This is a genomic window from Bosea sp. Tri-49 (assembly GCF_003952665.1).
Taxonomy (GTDB): Bacteria; Pseudomonadota; Alphaproteobacteria; order Rhizobiales; family Beijerinckiaceae; genus Allobosea.
In genome coordinates this window covers 2,120,782-2,140,189 of the sequence record NZ_CP017946.1, presented here as the reverse complement: position 1 = coordinate 2,140,189, position 19,408 = coordinate 2,120,782, and the positions used below count along the sequence as shown (strand labels likewise).

Below are 19,408 nucleotides of genomic sequence, written 5' to 3'. Positions count from 1 at the left end.
GGCCAACGATTCGTTCAGGTTTTCGGTTGACGGTAGGCAAATCCCGAGCGTCGAATTGTGATCAATTGGAGGCACGATCACAAAATCAACGCATTCGCTGCGTTCTAGTTCGGTTGCGTTGGAGGTTTGATGCGGTCATGGCGGAGGCGGGGGATCGGACTAGCTGGCGGGGGCGTCTGCGCTTTCGCGGCGATTCTTGCCGGTGATGCCTCGCCTGCGCGGGCGTTCGACCTGTCATCGCTCGACGTCTTCAATCTCTTCGGTACCAAGGACAAGCCGCCTCCGGTCAGCGAGTCGACGGTCCCTTACGAATTGCGCTTCGAGCTCGGCGATGTGCCCGATGCCAGCGCACTGAAGCGCAGCCTGCAGGACGCCTCTCTGCTCTATCGCTTGCGCGAGGACGCGCCGCCGGATGGCGAGACCCTGGCGCGCCGCGCTGCCGCCGACATCAACCCGCTGATCGATGCGCTCTGGGCCCAGGGCTATTTCAACGCGCAGGTCGCGATTGCGGTCGATGGCGTTGCGGTGACGCAGGCCGGCGAGCCGCCGGCGGGCCTCGCTCCCGCCGCCGAACGCTACCGCAACCGCGCTCCGGCGCCGGTCATTGTCACGGTCGACCCCGGGCCACTGTTCTCGCTGCGCAATGTCGACATCGTGCCAGGTGCGCGCCGCGATCCGGCGGCGGTGATTCCCGACCCCGGCAAGGTCTCGGGCCTCGTGCCCGGCGCGCCCGCCACCTCGTCCTCGATCCGGGCCGCCCAGGCCGCGCTCGTCGATTATTGGCGCAGCAAGTCCCGCCCGCTCGCCAGGGTGGTCGAGGTTCGCCCTGTCGTTGATCATGCGGCGAAGACGATGGACGTCGCGCTCGTCGTCGATCCCGGTCCCGTCGCTGGCTTCGGCGACGTCTCGGTCACCGAGACCGGCGACATTCCGGCCGAGGTGATCCGCTCCTTCATCTATCTCGAGCCGGGCGAGCCCTATTCGCCGAAGGCGCTGACGGATACGCGCAAGTCGATCGCGACGATCCCCGCCGTCGGCTCGGTCCGCATCCGCGAAGGCACCACGCTCGACCAGGCCGGCAACCTGCCGATCTTCGTCGAGGTCAACGAGCGGCCCAAGCGCCTGCTCGGCTTCTCGGCCCGCTACTCGACCATCGATGGCCCGGCGGTGAAGACCTATTGGGAGCACCGCAATCTGTTCGGCGGGGCCGAGCGCCTGCGGCTCGAAGCCTCCGTCTTCTTCGCCCCGCGCATCGACGGCACCAAGGTCCAGCGCTTTGGTGATTTCGAGCCGACCGATCTTGGCGCCCGCTTCTCGGCGAGTTTCCTCAAGCCGGCGCTTGGCGGCAGCCGCAACGACCTGCTGATCGATGCCAGCGGCGTGCGCGAGCGCGTCGGTACCAATCGCTATGGTGGCTATACGGCGCGCTACGCCAACATCACCACCGCGATCCGCCATCGCTTCAGCGACGTCTTCTCGATCCAGGCCGGCATCGAGGCCGAACGCGGCCAGACCAGCGACGTGCTCGGCCAGGTCGATTACATGCTGCTCGGCGTGCCGCTGTCACTGCGCTACGATTCGACCGACAGCCAGCTCGATCCGACCCGCGGCATCAGGGTCGCCGCCTCGGTCACGCCCTACGCCGCCTTCGGCGATAGCGATGCCCCCTTCGTCCAGAGCAAGGCCTCGGTCTCCGGCTATTACGCCCTCGACGAGGATGCCCGCTACGTGCTCGCCGGCCGGATCGGGCTGGGTTCGATCGCCGGCGCTGCCCTCGACGAGGTGCCGGCGACGCGGCGCTTTTATGCCGGCGGCGGCGGCTCGGTGCGCGGCTATGCCTATCGCACGCTCTCGCCGCTCGGCCCGCTCAATCATCTGACCGGCGGGCGCAGCCTGTTCGAGGCCTCGGTCGAGGCCCGCATCAAGATCACCAACACGATCGGCATCGTGCCGTTCTTCGATGCCGGCATGGCTTTCGAGTCGCAGATCCCGAATTTCAAGGAGAAGATGCAGTACGCCGCTGGCCTCGGCCTGCGTTACTATACGCCGATCGGGCCGATCCGGGTCGACGTCGCAGCGCCGCTCAACCCGCGCAAGGGCGACAAGCCGGTCGCTCTCTATATCAGCATCGGGCAGGCCTTCTGATGGGCGCGCCCCGCATCTCGCGACTGCTCGCCGGTCTCGCGGCGCTGGTCATCGCGGCTACGCTGGTCGTCTTCACCGGTCTCGGCGGCTTTGCCCAGAATGCCGGCGATCGCGGCGTCATCGCCGATTTGATCTCCAAGGCGCTCACGACAGATGGCAGCCAGGTCTCGATCGGCGCCGTCGATGGGGCTCTCTCCTCCGACGCGACCATCCGCGACATCGTCATCTCCGACCGCGACGGCCCCTGGTTGAGGCTCGACCGGGCCCGGCTGGTCTGGACCCGTTCGGCGCTGCTGCTACGCCGGCTCGAGGTCAACCGGCTCGAGATCGGCAAGCTCGAAATCCTGCGCAAGCCGCTGCCTGATCCGGCCGCCGCAGCGGCACAGGCCAATGCCGGGCCGATTCTGCCCGAACTGCCGCTCAAGGTGATCATCGAGGCCTTCCAGCTCGGCGAGCTGGCGCTGGGTCCGACCGTGATCGGCGCGCCCGCGCGGCTTTCGGCGACTGGTGCGGCCCGCCTCGGCCCGCCGAACGAGGGGCTCGATTTCCGGCTTGCCGGGCGCCGCCTCGACATGGGCGGCACCCTGGACGTCAACCTGCGTTTCGTACCGCAATCGACGCAGCTCCAGCTCGCGGCCAAGCTCGACGAGCCGGCGGGCGGCCTGATCTCGACCATCGCCGACCTGCCGGACCGACCGCCGGTCAAGCTCGACCTCACCGGGGATGGCCCGCTCGACCGTTTCCGCGCAACGCTCGCCTTTGCCGCCGGCCCGACCATCGGCGCCAACGGCACCGCCGATCTCAGCCGCCAGGGCGCGGGCAGGCTGCTCCTGCTCGCGCTGGATTCACGCATTGCCGGCCTGATGCCACCGCCGGTCGCGCCGGTCTTCGAGGGCTCGACCCGGCTCGACGGCACTGTCGGGCTGCCCGATAGCGGCGCCGTTTCGGTCGACCAGATGACGCTGGTCTCGGCCTTGGCCCGGCTCGACGTCAGCGGGCGCTACGGCGCCGACAAGAATCTCGACTTCAAGATCACTGCGGCTGCCCGCCCCAATGCCGAGGGCCGCACCGTCGCCTCCGGCGCCGAGATCGCCAAGCTCGCCTTGGATGCGACGATCCAAGGCCCGGCTGCCGGTCCGCGCGTCAAAGCCAGCCTGCAGGCAGAGGGCGCGAGCGTTCCGGCCGGCAAGCTCGGCAAGCTCGATTTCACCTTCACTGCGACGCCGACCGGCGCTCTTAATGACCCGGCAACACGCACCGTGCTGATCTCCGACGGCGAGGCCTCAGGTGTAGCGCTCGCCGATCCCGGCCTCGCGCGCTTCATCGGCGACCGCCTGCGCTTCACCTTGCGCGGCACCGCCTCCGAAGGCGGGGGCGGCGAGTTCGAGACGTTGAAGCTCGCCTTCGGCGGGGCGGAGCTCGGCTATGCCGGTCGCCTTGATCCGGCTCGCATCCTCGGCAAGGTGCAGGCCCGGCTGCCGGACCTCTCCCGCCTCAGCACGCTCGCCGGCCGCACGCTCAAGGGTTCAGCCGCCGTCAGCGCAGATGTCGATGCCGAGCCGAAGAAGCGACTCTACGCCGTCAAGCTCGACGGCGGCGCCGAATCGCTGGCGCTCGGCCAGGAGGCGCTCGACCGCCTGCTTGCCGGCAAGCTCTCGCTCGGCGGCGAGATTCGGGTGCCCGGCAGCGGCGGCCTCATCGTCAACGGCCTGCGCATCGCCGGGACCCATGTCGCAGCGACGGCCGATGGTGCGCTCGGCGCGCAAGGCTCGAGCCTGCGCGCCCACATCGCGATCCCCGATCTGCGCCGGGCCGATCCGAAACTCTCGGGGCAGGGCGCCTTCGATGCGACGCTGACCGGCCCGCTCGACAAGCTCGACGCTGCGCTGAAGGCGGGAATCACCAATGCGACCGCCCTCGGCCGCCCGGTACCGCGCCTCGCTCTCGACGCGACTCTGCGCGATCTTCAGGGCGCCCTGTCCGGTGACGTAAAGCTTTCCGGCGAGGTCGACGGCCGGCCGGCGACCGGCACCTTGCGTTTCGCCAAGCGCGACCCCGGTGGCTGGGCGCTGCCGCAGCTCGACATCGCCATCGGCTCGGTCGCGCTGAATGGTGCGCTCGATCTGGACGCATCGAATCTGGCCGAGGGCAACCTTAAGCTCGTTGCACGCAATCTCGACGATCTCTCGGCGCTGGCGCTCGCCAAGCTCGGCGGCCGGATCGAGGCGGACGTGAAGCTGGCGCGTCCGACCGGCGGCCAGAATCTGGATCTGAAGGCCAGCGCCCAAAAGCTTGTTGCGCCTAGCCTTTCACTCGACCGGCTCGACGCGAATGTCACCATCGTCGATGCGCTGCGCAAGCCGCTGATCGACGGTACCATTCAGGTCGATCGCGCGGTCATTGCCGGCGAGCCGGTGAGCGCGATCCGCCTCGTCTCGAAGGGCGCCGCGGACGCCAGCGACATCAGCCTCGACGCCACGGCCCGCGGCTTCTCGCTCGCTTCGAAGGGGCGGCTCTCCGTCGCCGAGCCGCTGCGCTTCGATCTCGCCAGCTTCACTGCGACCCGCGATGGCCGCCGGATTGCGCTGACAAAGCCTGCGAGCTTCACCGCGATCGATGGCGGCGTCGCCATCCGCGATCTCGCCATTGCGCTCGACGGTGGCCGAATCACGCTCGACGGCGAGGCCGGCAAAGCGCTCGATCTGCGCTTTGCCGCGCAGAACGTGCCGCTCTCGGCCGCGCGGCTTGCTTCGCCGACGCTCGATCTCTCCGGCACGCTCGACGCCGAGGCGACGATCAAGGGTACGCCCGAGGCTCCGACCGGCCCGTGGCGTGTGCGCATCGCCCGCCTCGTCGCGCCGCAGACCCGCTCCGCCGGCCTGCCACCGATCGAGATATCAGGGCAGGGCGCGCTCAATGGCCGCCAGACCAGTCTCGACGCCAGCCTGAATGCCGGCCGCTTCGTCAACCTGACCGCGAAGGGTACAGCGCCGCTCGGCGGCGAGGGCGCACTCGATCTCTCCGTGCAGGGGCGGGCCGATGCGGCGCTCGCCAATACCCAGCTCGCCGCCGACGGCAGGCGATTGACCGGCCAGATGGCGCTCGACCTGCGCGCCGGTGGCACGCTCGCCGCGCCGCGCCTCTCCGGCGGCGCGACGCTCTCCGGCGGTAGCTTCAGCGATGCGCTTCAGGGCGTGAAGCTGACCGGGCTCGAAGCCCGCGTTGCGGCCAATGGGCCTGAACTCGTGATCGAGCGCTTCGCGGCGCAGACACCGGGCAACGGCACGCTCTCGGCCCGCGGCAATGTCAAACTCGATCCCGAGGCTGGCTTCCCCGGCACGATTCGCATCGAGGGCAAGCGGGCCCAACTCGTCGACAGCGGTCTCGTCAGGGCGGTCACCGATCTCAATCTCGAGCTGGCGGGTCCACTGGCGCAGCGGCCGCGAATCGCCGGGCGCGTCGATGTCGCGACCATCGAGGTCTCGGTGCCGGACCGCCTGCCGTCGAGCTCGCGGCCGGTCGACGGCATCCGCCACGTCAATGCCAAGGGCCAGGCGGCGGCCCGACTCGCGGCCGAGCGCAAGGCGCGCGCGGCCGCGAGTCGAAAGGGCAGCCGTGCGCCGGCCTTCGACGCCGTGCTCGACATTACCGTCTCGGCGCCTGGGCGCGTCTTCATCCGCGGGCGTGGCATCGATGCCGAGCTCGGCGGCGACCTGCGCGTCGGCGGCACCTCTGCCGCGCCAGCGCTGACCGGCGGCTTCGATCTCCGGCGGGGGCGACTCAGTCTCGCCAGCCAGCGCCTCGACTTCAGCCGTGGCCGCATCACCTTCTCCGGCGACGTGATGCCGACGCTCGACTTCGTCGCCGAAACCCGTGCCGCCGACGTCACCGCGCGGATCATCATCTCCGGCGAGGCGTCGGCGCCGGAGTTCACCTTCTCGTCCTCGCCGGAGCTGCCGCCGGACGAGGTGCTCTCGCGCCTGCTCTTCGCCCGGGCCTCCGGCTCGCTCTCGCCTTTCCAGGCGCTGCAGCTCGCCCAGACCGCGGCGCAGTTCTCCGGTGCCGGCGGCGACGACGTCTTCGAGCGCATCCGTCGCTCGCTCGGCGTCGACAACCTCGATGTCCAGATGGGGCCGGGCGGCCCGACGGTCGGCGTCTCGCGCTCGCTCTCGGACAATGTCACGCTCGGTGTGAAGGCCGGTGCCAAGCCCGAGGACAGCGGCGTCTCCGTCGGCATCGACGTCACCCGCCGCCTGAAGCTCCAGGCCGAGACCAATGCCGACGGCAGTGCCGCGGTCGGCGTCGGAGCCGAGTGGGAATACTGACGTCCCGACTCAATCACTGAGATGACGCCGCAGATTCGCAGCCGGAATGGCCGATAGGCGGCTCTGGAAGCCCGCAAACGACCCTATGCGGTTAACGCTCTCTTAAGTTCGGCGGTCAAAGCGTGGCTCAGGTGCAACACCGGGGGGCAAAGCGGGCTCGGGGTGGGGACTGTGGCGTGATCGTGGTTGATCGGCGGCCGGGCATTCGTAATGGTGACTGTGCGGCGGGACGTTCCCGGTCGCTGTTTTTCGTCTTCGCCTCCGAACGGTTCGGGGACGCGGGCGAAAGACCGGGATAAGCGAGTTCGCCGGACAGGTCTCCTGGGGCTGCCGGTTAAGGAACGAGCCGACGCCCGAGGGTCTCGAAACTCTTTTGGAGGTTATCAAATGAAGCTCGTAAAGAGCCTCCTCCTCGGTTCCGCCGCCGGCATCGCCGCGGTTGCCGGGGCTCAGGCCGCCGACCTTCCCTCGCGGAAGGCCGCACCGGTCGAATACGTTCGCGTTTGCTCCGCCTATGGCGCGGGCTTCTTCTACATCCCGGGCACCGACACCTGCCTTCGCGTCGGTGGTCGTGTTCGCGCTGAGTACACGGTCGGTTCGCGCTACGGCGACGCCAACGACGGTTTCGGCACCCGCTCGCGCGGTCGTCTGAACGTCGACGCCCGCACCGCGACTGCCTACGGCACGCTGCGCACCTTCTTCCGCTATGAGCTGACCGTCAGCTCCGGCTTCTACAACAGCACCATCGGCGGCAACCAGGGCATCGTGTCCCCGGGCGCTGGTCGTTCGAACGCTGCTGTCGCTGCCGGTGGCCTGACCGCCAACTCGACCCAGTCGAACCTCGATCTGGCCTTCATCCAGTTCGGCCCGATCACCGCCGGTCGCGCTCAGTCGTTCTTCGACTTCTACGCGAACGACATCACCTTCTCGACGGTTCGTACGGCTGACTCGCGTCTGAACCTGTTGGCCTACACCGCCACCTTCGGCTCGGGCTTCTCGGCGACGATCTCGCTCGAAGACCGCATCACCGGCACCGGTGGTCGTGAGAACGGCGTTGTTGGCCCGGCCGGCGTCGGCCTGCTCGGCACGAACTTCCCCGATGTCGTCGCCTCGCTGCGCGTCGATCAGGGTTGGGGTTCGGCTCAGCTGTCGGGTGCTCTCACCCAGCGTAGCATCAACAATGCCGCGCTCGGCGTCCGGAACGAAGACGAGTGGGGCTATGCCATCCAGGGCGGCGTGAAGGTCAACCTGCCGATGCTTGCGGCTGGCGACTTCCTGTTCTTGCAGGCTGCCTATGCTGACGGCGCTCTCGGCTATCTCGGCTGGGGCGGCAGCTTCGGCTCGGGTCGCATCCTTGCGCAGAACGCTCAGCTCGGCATCGGCGACGTCAGCGTCGACGGTCTCGGCCGCGTCAACACCGCCTCTGGCTGGTCGGTTGTCGCTGCTCTGCGTCACTTCTGGACCCCGACCCTGCGGTCGGAGCTGGTCGCGTCGTACTCCGAGCTGAAGCTCGGCTACGTCCTGGCCAACCAGGCGGTCCCGGGCGTGGTTGCCCGTCCGCTTGATCCGAAGGAGCTGATCGTTGCTGGTAACCTGATCTGGTCGCCGGTTTCGGGTCTCGATATCGGTGTTGAGGTTCTCTACACCCGCACCGAGCTGAAGCAGGCCGTTCTGACCGGCAACGACGCCGGTGGCCGTGGTCCGGGCACGATCAAGTCCGACGACGCTTGGGCTGGCCGTCTCCGCATCCAGCGCGACTTCTGATCGATCACCTGATCGTTCAAGGAAAGCCCCGGGGAAACCCGGGGCTTTTTTCGTTTCCGATCTATCTCCCTGTCGTGGAAACCCCGTCTGTCCCTCACAAGGGCGAGGCGGCCTCTTGCTTGACTTGGGGCCGTGATGGGGCGTGATTGCAAGGGGCCGCGGGCGTCCGGATTCGGCGCGAGCGATCCTTGGGACGAGGCGGGAATTTCGGTATGGCGCGAAACGCCGGTTGGCTCTGGGGGCTTGTTCCACTGGCCTTGCTCTGGGCGTCAGCCAACGTCCTGAACACCGAAACCGTGCGCCGGGACATCGAAGCCAGGGCGCTTGCAGCAAACGCGGTGGCGGGGGCCGCCTCTGGCGCACGTGGCGTTTTGGTTCGGGTCAGCGGCCGGGACGTCTATCTCGACGGCGAGGCGGTCACGGCCGACGGCGCCAGCAAGGCGCTGGCTCAGCTACAATCGGAATTCGGTGTCCGGCGCGTGCTCGGCGGGCTCACGCAGGTCATCGCGCAAAAGCCCTATAGCTGGTCGGCGACACGGCAGGCCAATCTCGTGACACTGTCCGGCTTCGTGCCGGACGAGGCGATTGCCACGGCGAGCGTGTCTGCGGCCCGGGCGCTTGGCCCTGAGCTGCGGGTCGATGACCAGCAGAAGGTCGCTTTCGGTGCGCCGCCCGGCTTCGCCGAGCTCGCCGGCAGCCTGATGCGCGATCTCGGGCAGCTCTCCGCAGGCAAGGTCGCGCTGGACGATACGCGCTATTGCGTCGAGGGCACTGCTGCGACACCGCAGAATTTCCTGGCACTGCGCGAGAGCGCTTCCACCGCTGCTCAGAAGGGCTTCACGCGCGTCGACTGCGCGCTGAGCCCACCGACAATGGCCCCCTATCGCTGGAGCGCCGAGAAGAGCGCGTCCGGCTCGGTCACGGTCGCGGGGTACTATCCATCCGATCCGGCACGCCGCGAGATTGCAGCACTGCTCGCTCGCGCTTTCCCGACCGTCGGCGCGGTGACCGATCGCATGCTGCCGGCCGCCGGAGAGCCGGCGGCTTTCGCCACCAAGGTGACGCGCGCCGTCGCCGATCTCGCCCGCCTGCGCAGCGGCAAGGTCGAGATCGAAGGCGGCGCCTACCGCATCTCGGGGCAGGGTCCGGAGAATTACGAGGCCTGCGAGGCCCTGAAGTTGAATATCGCGCAGGGCGACGGTCCCGATTCGGTCGCGCTTGCCAGCATCGTCTGCCCGTTGGTCCCATCGCCGGCGCCGACGCCTGCCCCGGTGCCGCCCGCCGGCTCGGGCGCCCTGCGGCAACCGACGCCGGTCGATCCCGCTCCCGCCGCACCGAGCGCGGCCGCCGCGACCGAGCCGCCGTCTTTGCCGCAGCCTGCGCCGCCCGTTGCGGCGGGCTACGGTTTCACCGCCTCGATCGACAAATCCGGGGGCTATCTCAACGGCCACCTGCCCGATGCCGCGGCCAAGGACGCGATCGCGGCGCTGATCGAGGCGTCGCCGCTGCGTGGGCGCGTCAATGACGAGACCGAGATCCGGCCGGCGGCGCCGACCGGCTTCGGCGTCGCGGCGCGCGGGGTGGTGCAGGATCTGCTGCGGCTCGATCTCGGTTCGGCCAGCGTGGTCGATCGGGAGGTCAATGTTCGCGGGCTGACCTGCCGCGCCCTGGTCCGCGACGAGGTCGAGACCGATCTTGCGAGCGGCTTGCCGCAGGGCTTTTCCGGCAAGGCCGAGATCAGCATGCGCCAGACCGGTTGCGTCATCGACCCGGCAAGTACCTGCCAGAACGAGCTCGATGCGCTGACGCAGCGCTACTACGTCATCTTTGCCCTGGGGACTGGGGTCACGACTCTCGATCCCGTAACCGAGCGGGCCATGACCGAGGCCGCCGCCATCCTGAAACAGTGCCCGAGCACGCGCGTGACCATCGAAGGGCACAGCAATTTCGATGGCGAGCGCAGCGGCTTCAACAATCTCGATTTGTCGAACCGGCGGGCGCAGCGTGTCCGCGAAGAGCTGATCCGCCGCGGTGTCGCCGCGGCGCAGCTCGAGGTCAAGGGCTACGGGACCGATCGGCCGCTGGTTGCCCCGACCGACCCGGAGGCGCGGATCAAGAACCGCCGCGTCCAGTTCACCGTGGCGAAATAGGAGGGCGGCGATGCTCTATCTCGCGACCCAGTTCGCCTGGTTCCTCTTCGCCGCCTTCGCGGTCGGCCTCGTCTTCGGCTGGCTCAGCGGGAGAGGCGGCCCGCGCGGCCCTGTTGCCGGCCTTGCGATCCTCTGGGCCGGGCTCGCAGCGCTGGTCTGGTTCCGGCTGGTCAACGACCAGGCGGCGTTCTGGATCGAGACGGCACTGCTCTACCTGCTCGCTTATGCCGCCGGCTGTCTGATCGGCAGCCTGTTCGCCAGCGAAGGCGAGGCGCTTCCGGCGCTCGCCGCGCCTGCGCCACGCCTTGCTCTGCCCCAGCCAGCCCCGGCGCTTCCGGCGCCGTCCAAGCAGGTAGTTACCGCCAGCGCGCACGAGACTGAGCCCGCTCCGATGCCCAAGGTCGAGGGTGAAGATGGGCTCGCCGGCAAGCGCCCGGCCGGTCTGCCTGCGGCCCGCGGCACTGCCGATAACCTCAAGCTGATCAAGGGCATAGGCCCGCAGAACGAGGGGCGCCTGCAGGTGCTCGGCATCTGGCATTTCAGCCAGATTGCCGCCTGGACGCCGGAGAACGTCGAATGGGTCGGCGCCTATCTCGCCTTTCCTGGGCGTATCGAGCGCGAGGAATGGGTGAAGCAGGCCGCAGCCCTTGCGGGACCGGCGGCTGACGCGCCAGCTCCGGTTTCCGCCGCGGCGCTCGAAGGCAAACGGCCGGCCAATCTCCTGCCGGCGGCCCGTGGCGGCAAGCCGGATGATCTCGGCCTGATCGACGGCGTCGGACCGGCAATCGCCGAGAAGCTGAACGGTCTCGGCATCTGGCATTTCGACCAGATCGCGGCGCTCGGCCCGGAGGAACTGCGCTTCCTGGCTCACCACACCGACACCCTGGAGCGTGATGCCGCGGAGCGATGGCAGGCCGAGGCGAAAATTCTTGCCGCCGGCGGCCAGACTGAGCATTCGCGCGCCGCAAAGGGCAGGCGCGGCAAGCGAAAGCGCTGAACGGCCGCGGAGCGCTGGGTATCGCCAGGCGCTACCCGAACGAGGCTTCCAGCATAGTGAGGTAGTCAGCGGCGCTCGCCGGCCGCGCATTGGTCGCGCTCGAATGGTCCTGCGTCGCCGCTTCCGAGATGGCAGGCAGGACCTCGCGCGGCAGGCCCATCTGCGCGAGTGTCCCCGGCAGGCCGAGGCGTTGCGTCAACCCGGCGATCCAGCCGGCGAGATCGGCATCGGCGGGCAATCCGAGCACCCGGCGGATCTCGGCGTATTTCGCAGAGGCGGCCGATTCGTTGAAGCGCAGCACTGCCGGCAGCAGCACGGCGTTGAGCGTGCCGTGATGCAGCGAGACCTGTTTCAGGCCGCCGAGCGGGTGTGAGAGAGCGTGGACGGCACCGAGACCCTTCTGGAAGGTGAGGCCGCCCTGCAGGGCGGCCATCAGCATCTCCTTGCGGGCCTCGCGGTCGGAGCCATCGGCGGTGGCGCGCTCGATATGGCCGGCAGCGCGCTTCAGTCCGTCGAGCGCGATCGCTTCGGCCGGCGGGTTCTCGCGTGGGCTGAGATAGGTCTCGATGCAGTGGGTGAGGGCGTCCATGCCGGTGGCGGCGGTCAGCCCTGCCGGGAGGCCGAGCGTCAGCTCGGGATCGCAGATGGCGAGCTTGGGGATCAGGTAGGGCGAGATGAAGCCGAGCTTGCGACCGTCCTTCAGCGTGATCAGCGCGGCGCGGCCGACCTCGCTGCCGGTGCCGGCGGTGGTCGGGACGGCGATCACCGGTGCAACCCTGCTCGTAACCTTCGGAATACCGCCAAGGATCGCGGCATAGGTCTCTAGCGGCCCGTCATGGCTGGCGAGCAGGGCGACGCCCTTGGCGAGGTCGATCGGCGAGCCGCCGCCGATGGCGACCAGACCGTCGCAGCCATGCTCGCGATAGAGCGCGACCGCAGCCTCGACGGCTTCCTCGGTCGGATTGGTCGGGGTATCCACGAAGAGCGGCGCACTACCCAGTAGCGGCGAGGCGGCACGCAGCCGATTGATCAGGTCGGTCGCTGCCAGGCCGCGATCGGCGACGATCAACGGTCGCGTGATCTTCAGATCGGTCAGGCTCGGTGCGATAGCCTTGAGCTCGCCGAAGCCGAACTGGATCGTCGTCAGATAGGAAATCGTCGCCATGGTCCTCCCCCGCGCCCGTTCAGCTCTCGGGCCGGGCAGGAGTCTTTTCGCCCGTCCGCGCCACCGGCGCCAGCCCCAGAGCCCCGACCCCGACGCAGAACAGCCCGACCAGCATCGCGATGAACGCATTGCGGCGCCGGGTCCCGGCCGAGCGGATATGGGAAAGGAGCACGCGGCCATCGAGCGAGGCCTCGTAGATCCGGCGCGAGAGCGGGTCGATCAGGAAGCGTACCGTGCCGCGCTTCAGATCCTCGATCTCCGGGATCAGAAGCTTGCGAACCGGCGAGACCTCCGCGCTGTCGTTGCCGGGCAAGGCGACCTTGAGGCGCTGGGTGAAGTAGTTGTCGGGGTTCCTGCCGCTGCCCTGGACGAGGACGCGGCGGACCGGCAGCGGCGCCTCGATCTCAACGGTAACGAGGCTGTCGCGGCCGACCGGGAGAGCGCCATAGCCCAACACGAGGAAGACCAGGCCGATGACGGCAACACCTGTCCACCAGAGCGGTCCGGTTTCCGCATTCTCAGCCGCCATGGGCTTCGCCGGCTCCCTGCCGCTCGCGCCAGTAGCGTAGGGCCAGTGGCCAAAGATGCCAGGCAACGCTGCCGAGCAGGGCAAAGCCGAACAGCATCGAGCGATGCGCAGCGCTGGTCAGCGTCTCGGCGGTGGCGTCATAGGCAAGGAAGGTCTTGCCGCGCGAGGTCGCCTCGTAGACCAGCTGCCGACCGGGATCGACGAGGAAGCGGACCTGCTGGCCGGAGTCGAGCCGGTCGATGCCGTCGACCCAGAGGCCGCGAGCTGGCCGATAAAGCCGCTGGTAGTTGATCTGCTGGTTGCTGCCGATCGCGACGAGCCACAGGTCCTGGGTCCGGTAGGTGCTCGAACCGCGGCCCGAGCTGACGCGCATCAGAGGTGCGCTGTAATTGATGGAGCCGACATGGTCGGCGACCAGGAGATCGCCGCGCGCCAGCGGCAGGGTGCGCAAGCCGGCGATGAGCAGCCAGAGGCCGAGGACGAGGGAAATGGCGGCGCCGAGCCAGCTCCAGAAATCGGGCGGTTTTTCAGCCTCGGCCATCGCTCCTCCGCGTCAGTTCTGCTCGACGGTAACACGCTCCTTGGCGTTCTCAGAGGCCGAGTTGCCCGCGCGCCGTTCGAGCACGAGCAAGGCGAGCCCGGCGGCGATGATCAGGGCGGAACCGAACAGCATCGCGGGCTTGGGCCAATCGCCGAAGACGAACCAGCCGAAGACCAGCGCCCAGACGATCAGCGTGTACTGATAGGGCACCACGACCGAGGCTTCCGCCAGCTTAAGCGAGCGCGTCACGCAGAGATGCGCGACCATGGCGACGATGCCAAGCAGGCCGAGCAGGCCGATATCGACCAGGCTCGGTGTGACCCAGCCGAAGGGCAGGAGCAGCAAGCCCATCACCAGCGCACCGAATGTCTGCCAGAAGACCAATGTGACGTCGGGCGTGCCGCGCAATTGCCGGCCGATGATCATCATCGCGGCAAAGGAGAAGCTGCCGATCAGCGCGATGATCGCCGGCAGGGACAGGCTCTCACTCGACGGGTTGAGCGCGATCGCCACGCCGACGAAGCCGGCGACCACGGCGAGCCAGCGCCCGGCATCGACGCGCTCGCCAAGCAATAGCGCCGCCAGCACCACCGCCCAGACGGGCGCCGCCAGCCAGAGCGTCATCGTATCGGCGAGCGGCAGATAGGACACCGCCCAGTAGAACAGCGCGACCTCGCAGGAGCCGAGCGTGACGCGCAGCAGCTGTAGACCAGGCCGCTCGGGCCGCAGCGTACGGCTGAGGCCCTGCTTCACCACGAAGGGGGTGATCGCCAGCAGGGCGACGCCAGAGCGCAGCAGCAGGATCTGGCCGACCGTATAGGTCGCGACCAGCCATTTCCCCATCACGTCGTTGAGCGAGAACAGCAGGATGCCGAGCAGCATCATCAGGATGCCGGCGAGGGTGGCGTTTCGGGAGGGCATGACCGGGCGAACGGAGCGGGAAGGGCGATCCTCATGACCCGTCGTGCGCGCAAGGGCAAGCCCGGCACACGCAAGGGGGAGGGTGCATAGCTGTGACTCATAATTTTCGTATTGACTTAATTAAGTAAATGACTAAATAAAAGAATATGGATCGCTTCACCGCCCTTGCCGACCCGACCCGCCGCCACATCGTCGAGATGCTGGGCCAGCGCGCCATGGCGGCGGGCGAGATCACGGCCCAGTTCGGCATGAGCGCGCCGGCGATCTCGCAGCATCTCAAGGTGTTGAAGGAGGCGGGACTGGTGAGCGTCGAGGTCAGTGGCCAGCGGCGGATCTACCGGCTCGATCCCGAGGGCCTCGATGCCTTCGAGGATTGGGTCAAGCAGGTGCGCGGCTTCTGGAATGCCGGGCTCGACCGCCTGGAACGAGAACTGGCGAAGCCCGAAGACGCATAGAGCATGCAGCGAAAAGTGGGAACCGGTTTTCGCTTGAAGCATGTTCTAAACTTTTGGAATCGATCACGTTCTCCGCATTTGGTGGGACCACCAAATGCGGCGTGATCTGAGGAGAGCAGTCATGAACGAGTATGGCGTGGTCCTGGAGAGCGGTGCTGTCCGCTTCGAACGCCTTTTGCCTGGCCCGGTCGAACGGGTCTGGTCCTATCTCACCGACTCCGACAAGCGCGGCACCTGGCTGGCTTCGGGCCAACTCGAGCCACGCGTCGGCGGCACGGTCGATCTCCTGTTCAAGCATTCGCAGATCACCAGCGAGCGGCCGCCGGAGCGCTATCGCGAGATGAACGACAATGGCTGGCCCTCCAAGGGAACCGTGACGCGCTACGAGCCGATGACTGCGCTGGCGATGACCTGGCCGGGCGAGGGCGAGGCCAGCTCGGAGGTGACCTTCGAACTCACGCCCGAAGGCGACAAGGTCAGGCTGGTGCTGACCCATCGCAAGCTCGCCGGCAAGGCGGAGATGACCGATGTCTCCGGCGGCTGGCACGCCCATCTCGGCATCCTCGAAGACAAGCTCGCCGGGGATCCACCGCGTGGCTTCTGGTCGAAGATCGCAGCGCTCGAGGCGGAATATGCCAAGCGCTTCGCCGATCTGCCGGCTTGAATGGCCAGTCTGCTGTGATTTCCAAGCGAGGAGAGAGCTGCTCTCCCCCTCGTGACTTGGTGGGCAGGTGCCAAATCGACTAAACATACTCCGTTGCAACGGAGTATGTCCGTCATGCTGATCAAGCGCCGCGCCGGCTGGGAAATTCCCGAGAGCCAGGCGACATCCGAGGCCGTCTTCCTGAACAGGCGGCAATGGCTCGCCGGCGGTGTCGGCCTGATAGCCGGCGCTGCGCTGCCACAAGCCGCGATGGCGCAAGGGGCCGATCCGACGCTTGACCTCTACCCGGCCAAGCGCAACGCGGCCTACACGCTCGACCGCCCGGTGACCGACGAGGAGCTGGCGGCGAACTACAATAATTTCTACGAATTCGGCACCTCGAAGGAAGTGGCCGCCGCATCGAAGCGGCTGGTCACGCGGCCCTGGACGATCGCGATCGACGGGCTGGTCGAGAAGCCGTTTGAGATCGGCATCGACGACCTCATCCGGAAGGTCACGCTGGAGGAGCGGCTTTATCGCTTCCGCTGCGTCGAGGCCTGGTCGATGGCGGTGCCGTGGACGGGCTTCACGCTGAAGAGCCTGGTCGCGCTGGCCAAGCCTCTCTCGGGGGCGAAATACGTCCAGATGCAGACCTTCATGAACCCGCGGGTCGCGCCGGGCCAGTCGCAGCGCTGGTATCCCTGGCCCTATACCGAGGGGCTGACGATCGCCGAGGCGACCAACGACATGACGCTGATGGTGACCGGCATCTACGGCAAGCCGCTCCCAACACAGCACGGCGCGCCGCTGCGGCTGATCACGCCGTGGAAGTATGGCTTCAAATCGGTCAAATCGATCAGCAAGATCAGCTTCGTCGCCGAGCGGCCGAAAACCTTCTGGGAAGGGCTGCAGGCCTCCGAATACGGCTTCTGGGCCAATGTGAACCCGGAAGTCTCGCATCCGCGCTGGAGCCAGGCGAGCGAGCAGGTGCTGGGCTCGCGCGACCGCAAGCCGACCCTGCTGTTCAACGGCTATGCCGAGCAGGTGGCGGATCTCTATAAGGGACTGGAGAAGGAACGGCTCTGGGCTTGAGCTGACTCAATCGAGCCGGTCACCCCGGCGCAGCTTCGTTGGGGGCGACTGGTGCCAATAGCTGGCAGGAAACGGGTGCCCTGGAGCTCGCATCTGCGCTAGCCTCCGACCCATGCAGAACATCTGTCTCTTCACCACCGCGATCGGTTCCTGCGCTCTGGTCTGGCAGGACGAGCGCATCATCGCGGCGCAGTTGCCCGAACGAGACGAGGACGCGGCCCGGCGGCGCCTTGCGAAGCGCTTTCCCGAGGCGGTCGAGGCCGTGCCTCCGCCTTTCGTGCAGCAGGCGATCGACGACGTCGTCGCCCTGCTCGCCGGCGAACGGCGCGATCTCGCGCATCTGCCGATCGATCTTTCGGCAACGCCCGAGTTCAACCGCCGCGTCTACGCCGTCGCCTTGGCGATCCCGCCCGGCGAGACGCTGACCTATGGCGAGGTCGCGGCGCGCATCGGTGAACCCGGCGCGGCGCGCGCCGTTGGCGTGGCGCTTGGCCAGAACCCGATCCCGATCATCGTGCCGTGCCATCGCGTGCTCGCCGCGGGCGGCAAGACCGGCGGCTTCTCGGCCGATGGCGGCGTCGAGACCAAGCTGAAGATCCTGACGATCGAAAAGGCGCGCACCAGCGCCGAGCCGTCTCTGTTCGACGCCCTGCCGCTGCAGGCAAGGCAGCGATAGGGAGCGCGCCTGCTCAGGCCGCCTGCTTCTCAGCCTTCGCGATCAGCCTGCCGATGCGGCGGACCATGTCCTTGCTGCCGAGCAGGGGCGCATGGCCCTGGCCCGGCGCGGTGAAGGTCTCGCAGCGTGGATGGCGCTGCCCCATCTCCGCCAATGTCTTCTCCGCCAGCAGGTCGGAATTCTCGCCGCGGATGGCCAGCACTGGGACATGGTTCAGCGCCGCGAAATAGGGCCAGAGCTCGGGCAGCGGCGCTTCCAGGTCGAGCTCTTCCAGCGTCTTGAGCAGGCGTGGATCGTAATCCGGCAAGAGCGCGCCGTTGCGCTCGGTCCAGGTCCGGCGCGCCATGATCTCCCATTCGACCTCGCCGAAGAGCGGGAATTGCTGGTCCGATAGCCGCTTCAGGATCTCGGCGCCCTCGGCAAAGCTGCGCGGTGTCGGCAGCTTGCCGACATAGCCGCGGATGCGCAGGAGCCCGCGCGCGTCGATCACCGGCCCGACATCGTTCAGCACCACGCCGCGGATCGCCGCGGGTCGCGCGGCCCCCAGCGCCATGGTCAAAAGCCCGCCGCGCGAGGTGCCGACGAAGACGGCCTCCTCGACGCCGGTGGCGGCGAGCATCTGCATGAGATCGTCGAGCTCGACGCGGATGTCGTAGTCGTGCCAGTCCTTGGCGTAGTCGGAACGGCCGCGGCCGCGATAATCGAGCGCCAGCACGCGCCTCGGCCCGTCCTCCGAGAGTGCGACGGCGAGCTCGTGGAAGTCGGCCGAGGTCCGCGCCAGTCCGGCGAGGCAGACGATCGGCAGCAGGCAAGCGGCTTGCGGCCCGTATTCGCGAACATGCAGCTTCAGCCCGTCGCGGGCGCTGATGAACAGGGAGCGGAAGCCGGTATCGGAATTCATGCGGGGACTCAGGGGGGCAAAGGCGGGCACTGCGCACCTAACCATGGCCGCGACCGACACGAAAGCCGCCGCGAGGCTAGCCCCGTGACTATGCCAGCCTGCATAGCGAGCCTTGCAGGAGCTCGCATGGACAATGCCCCTACGGCATGTGCTGGGTTGGCTATGCATCACGATCAGTGGCGAGCGGCGACATGACGGACAAGCGGGTCTGCTTCGATTTCGAGGTGGTCTTCTCCAATGGCGGAGGCATCCAGGGGCAGGATTTTCGTCTCGACATCGACGGCGACGACATCGCCGACGACGAGCTCGCCGCTTACATCATTCGGGACCTGCGCCTGCTAATGGTCGGCGAGATCCGCATCCTCAACAAGTTGATCATCGAGGAGCGCCACAAGCGGGCGTCGCAGTCGCAGGATGCGGTGGTGCAAGGCCTCGACGGCCTTTTCGTCGACCTCAGCCATACGATCGAATCGGGGATGATCACCTATAAGGGCCTGCCCGCGCCGCTGATCTGCGATCATCTTTCCCGGATCAAGTCGCGCGAGATCTATGCGGAGGGCACCGAGTTCCAGATCGGCCGCATCGACATGGTCGCCAATACCGGCACCTATATCGACATGCCCTTCCATCGCTATGCCACCGGCCACGATCTGGCAGGGTTGCAGCTGCGGCGCGTCGCGGACCTGCCCGCCGTTGTGATCCGGGTCGAAGGCGCGGCGGAACGGGCGATCGACTGGCACCATTTCGTCCCAGCCGCTTGCAGCGGCCATGCCGTGCTCGTGCACACCGGTTGGGATCGGCACTGGGGCACGGACGCCTATTTCGAAGGGCATCCCTTCCTGACCGAGAAGGCGGCCCTCTATCTGCGGGACCAGGGCGCCGTGCTCGTCGGGATCGATTCGCTCAACATCGACGACACCCGCGGCGGGACGCGGCCGGTCCACTCCGTCCTGCTCGGCGCCGATATCCCGATCGTGGAGCATCTGACCGGGCTCTCGCAGCTGCCTGCTTCCGGCTTCCGCTTCTCCGCCGTTCCGCCGAAAATCAAGGGCATGGGCACCTTCCCGGTACGCGCGCATGCCAGGCTGATCGCGGAATAGAAGC

The 19,408-nt window shown here is 67.7% G+C and carries 15 protein-coding genes; 10 read left to right on the top strand and 5 right to left on the bottom strand.

The window, feature by feature from the left end:
• Positions 1–129 precede the first annotated feature (129 nt).
• From BLM15_RS10620 to BLM15_RS31610, 5 genes are all read left to right on the top strand, one after another.
• Positions 130–2,145, top strand: a complete 2,016-nt coding sequence (locus BLM15_RS10620) for an autotransporter assembly complex protein TamA (protein WP_126112716.1) — start codon at positions 130–132, stop codon at positions 2,143–2,145.
• Positions 2,145–6,470, top strand: a complete 4,326-nt coding sequence (locus BLM15_RS10615; RefSeq protein WP_126112715.1) for a translocation/assembly module TamB domain-containing protein — start codon at positions 2,145–2,147, stop codon at positions 6,468–6,470. Before BLM15_RS10620 ends, BLM15_RS10615 begins: the two co-directional genes overlap by 1 nt.
• 387 nt (positions 6,471–6,857) lie before the next feature.
• Positions 6,858–8,234 carry a porin gene (locus tag BLM15_RS10610; RefSeq protein ID WP_126112714.1) on the top strand — a complete coding sequence of 459 codons (1,377 nt, stop codon included), beginning with the start codon at positions 6,858–6,860 and terminating at the stop codon, positions 8,232–8,234.
• 212 nt (positions 8,235–8,446) lie between these two features.
• Positions 8,447–10,384, top strand: coding sequence for an OmpA family protein (locus tag BLM15_RS10605; RefSeq protein WP_126112713.1), 1,938 nt, complete (start codon positions 8,447–8,449; stop codon positions 10,382–10,384).
• A 10-nt stretch (positions 10,385–10,394) separates the two neighbouring features.
• A complete protein-coding gene (locus BLM15_RS31610) occupies positions 10,395–11,381 on the top strand; it encodes a hypothetical protein (protein ID WP_206438623.1) in 987 nt (328 codons plus the stop codon).
• Between the two features lie 31 nt (positions 11,382–11,412).
• Here BLM15_RS31610 and BLM15_RS10595 read toward each other — a convergent pair whose 3' ends face one another.
• The 4 genes from BLM15_RS10595 to BLM15_RS10580 are packed head-to-tail and all read right to left on the bottom strand — an operon-like array spanning position 11,413 to position 14,537.
• Positions 11,413–12,546 carry an iron-containing alcohol dehydrogenase gene (locus BLM15_RS10595; RefSeq protein WP_126112712.1) on the bottom strand — a complete coding sequence of 378 codons (1,134 nt, stop codon included), beginning with the start codon at positions 12,544–12,546 and terminating at the stop codon, positions 11,413–11,415.
• Between the two features lie 19 nt (positions 12,547–12,565).
• On the bottom strand, positions 12,566–13,075 hold the full coding sequence (locus BLM15_RS10590) for a hypothetical protein (protein ID WP_126112711.1): 510 nt from the start codon (positions 13,073–13,075) through the stop codon (positions 12,566–12,568).
• On the bottom strand, positions 13,065–13,616 hold the full coding sequence (locus BLM15_RS10585; RefSeq protein WP_126112710.1) for a hypothetical protein: 552 nt from the start codon (positions 13,614–13,616) through the stop codon (positions 13,065–13,067). Before BLM15_RS10585 ends, BLM15_RS10590 begins: the two co-directional genes overlap by 11 nt.
• A 12-nt stretch (positions 13,617–13,628) precedes the next feature.
• Positions 13,629–14,537 carry a DMT family transporter gene (locus BLM15_RS10580; protein WP_126112709.1) on the bottom strand — a complete coding sequence of 303 codons (909 nt, stop codon included), beginning with the start codon at positions 14,535–14,537 and terminating at the stop codon, positions 13,629–13,631.
• Positions 14,538–14,683: 146 nt separating this feature from the next.
• Between BLM15_RS10580 and BLM15_RS10575 the strand changes: the two genes are divergently transcribed.
• The 4 genes from BLM15_RS10575 to BLM15_RS10560 all read left to right on the top strand — a co-directional run bounded on the left by BLM15_RS10575 (position 14,684) and on the right by BLM15_RS10560 (position 17,403).
• Positions 14,684–14,992 carry an ArsR/SmtB family transcription factor gene (locus BLM15_RS10575; protein WP_126112708.1) on the top strand — a complete coding sequence of 103 codons (309 nt, stop codon included), beginning with the start codon at positions 14,684–14,686 and terminating at the stop codon, positions 14,990–14,992.
• A gap of 121 nt (positions 14,993–15,113) precedes the next feature.
• Positions 15,114–15,656 (top strand): SRPBCC family protein, encoded by a 543-nt coding sequence (locus tag BLM15_RS10570; protein WP_126112707.1) that lies wholly within the window; start codon positions 15,114–15,116, stop codon positions 15,654–15,656.
• A 114-nt stretch (positions 15,657–15,770) separates the two neighbouring features.
• A complete protein-coding gene (gene msrP, locus BLM15_RS10565; RefSeq protein ID WP_126112706.1) occupies positions 15,771–16,727 on the top strand; it encodes a protein-methionine-sulfoxide reductase catalytic subunit MsrP in 957 nt (318 codons plus the stop codon).
• A 112-nt stretch (positions 16,728–16,839) separates the two neighbouring features.
• Positions 16,840–17,403, top strand: a complete 564-nt coding sequence (locus BLM15_RS10560) for a methylated-DNA--[protein]-cysteine S-methyltransferase (protein WP_126112705.1) — start codon at positions 16,840–16,842, stop codon at positions 17,401–17,403.
• A gap of 13 nt (positions 17,404–17,416) precedes the next feature.
• Here BLM15_RS10560 and BLM15_RS10555 read toward each other — a convergent pair whose 3' ends face one another.
• Positions 17,417–18,304, bottom strand: a complete 888-nt coding sequence (locus BLM15_RS10555; protein ID WP_126112704.1) for an alpha/beta fold hydrolase — start codon at positions 18,302–18,304, stop codon at positions 17,417–17,419.
• Between the two features lie 191 nt (positions 18,305–18,495).
• Between BLM15_RS10555 and BLM15_RS10550 the strand changes: the two genes are divergently transcribed.
• Entirely contained in the window at positions 18,496–19,404 is a 909-nt protein-coding gene (locus BLM15_RS10550; protein ID WP_126112703.1) for a cyclase family protein, read from the top strand.
• The last annotated feature ends 4 nt before the right edge of the window (positions 19,405–19,408 follow it).

Excerpts from the sequence above, each read along its gene's own strand:
- BLM15_RS10575 (WP_126112708.1), top strand. The coding sequence starts at position 14,684 with ATGGATCGCTTCACCGCCCTTGCCGACCCGACCCGCCGCCACATCGTC.
- BLM15_RS10585 (WP_126112710.1), bottom strand. The coding sequence starts at position 13,616 with ATGGCCGAGGCTGAAAAACCGCCCGATTTCTGGAGCTGGCTCGGCGCC.
- BLM15_RS10605 (WP_126112713.1), top strand. The coding sequence starts at position 8,447 with ATGGCGCGAAACGCCGGTTGGCTCTGGGGGCTTGTTCCACTGGCCTTG.
- BLM15_RS10620 (WP_126112716.1), top strand. The coding sequence starts at position 130 with ATGCGGTCATGGCGGAGGCGGGGGATCGGACTAGCTGGCGGGGGCGTC.
- BLM15_RS10595 (WP_126112712.1), bottom strand. The coding sequence starts at position 12,546 with ATGGCGACGATTTCCTATCTGACGACGATCCAGTTCGGCTTCGGCGAG.
- BLM15_RS31610 (WP_206438623.1), top strand. The coding sequence starts at position 10,395 with ATGCTCTATCTCGCGACCCAGTTCGCCTGGTTCCTCTTCGCCGCCTTC.
- BLM15_RS10610 (WP_126112714.1), top strand. The coding sequence starts at position 6,858 with ATGAAGCTCGTAAAGAGCCTCCTCCTCGGTTCCGCCGCCGGCATCGCC.
- BLM15_RS10570 (WP_126112707.1), top strand. The coding sequence starts at position 15,114 with ATGAACGAGTATGGCGTGGTCCTGGAGAGCGGTGCTGTCCGCTTCGAA.
- BLM15_RS10555 (WP_126112704.1), bottom strand. The coding sequence starts at position 18,304 with ATGAATTCCGATACCGGCTTCCGCTCCCTGTTCATCAGCGCCCGCGAC.
- BLM15_RS10615 (WP_126112715.1), top strand. The coding sequence starts at position 2,145 with ATGGGCGCGCCCCGCATCTCGCGACTGCTCGCCGGTCTCGCGGCGCTG.
- BLM15_RS10550 (WP_126112703.1), top strand. The coding sequence starts at position 18,496 with ATGACGGACAAGCGGGTCTGCTTCGATTTCGAGGTGGTCTTCTCCAAT.
- msrP (WP_126112706.1), top strand. The coding sequence starts at position 15,771 with ATGCTGATCAAGCGCCGCGCCGGCTGGGAAATTCCCGAGAGCCAGGCG.
- BLM15_RS10560 (WP_126112705.1), top strand. The coding sequence starts at position 16,840 with ATGCAGAACATCTGTCTCTTCACCACCGCGATCGGTTCCTGCGCTCTG.
- BLM15_RS10590 (WP_126112711.1), bottom strand. The coding sequence starts at position 13,075 with ATGGCGGCTGAGAATGCGGAAACCGGACCGCTCTGGTGGACAGGTGTT.
- BLM15_RS10580 (WP_126112709.1), bottom strand. The coding sequence starts at position 14,537 with ATGCCCTCCCGAAACGCCACCCTCGCCGGCATCCTGATGATGCTGCTC.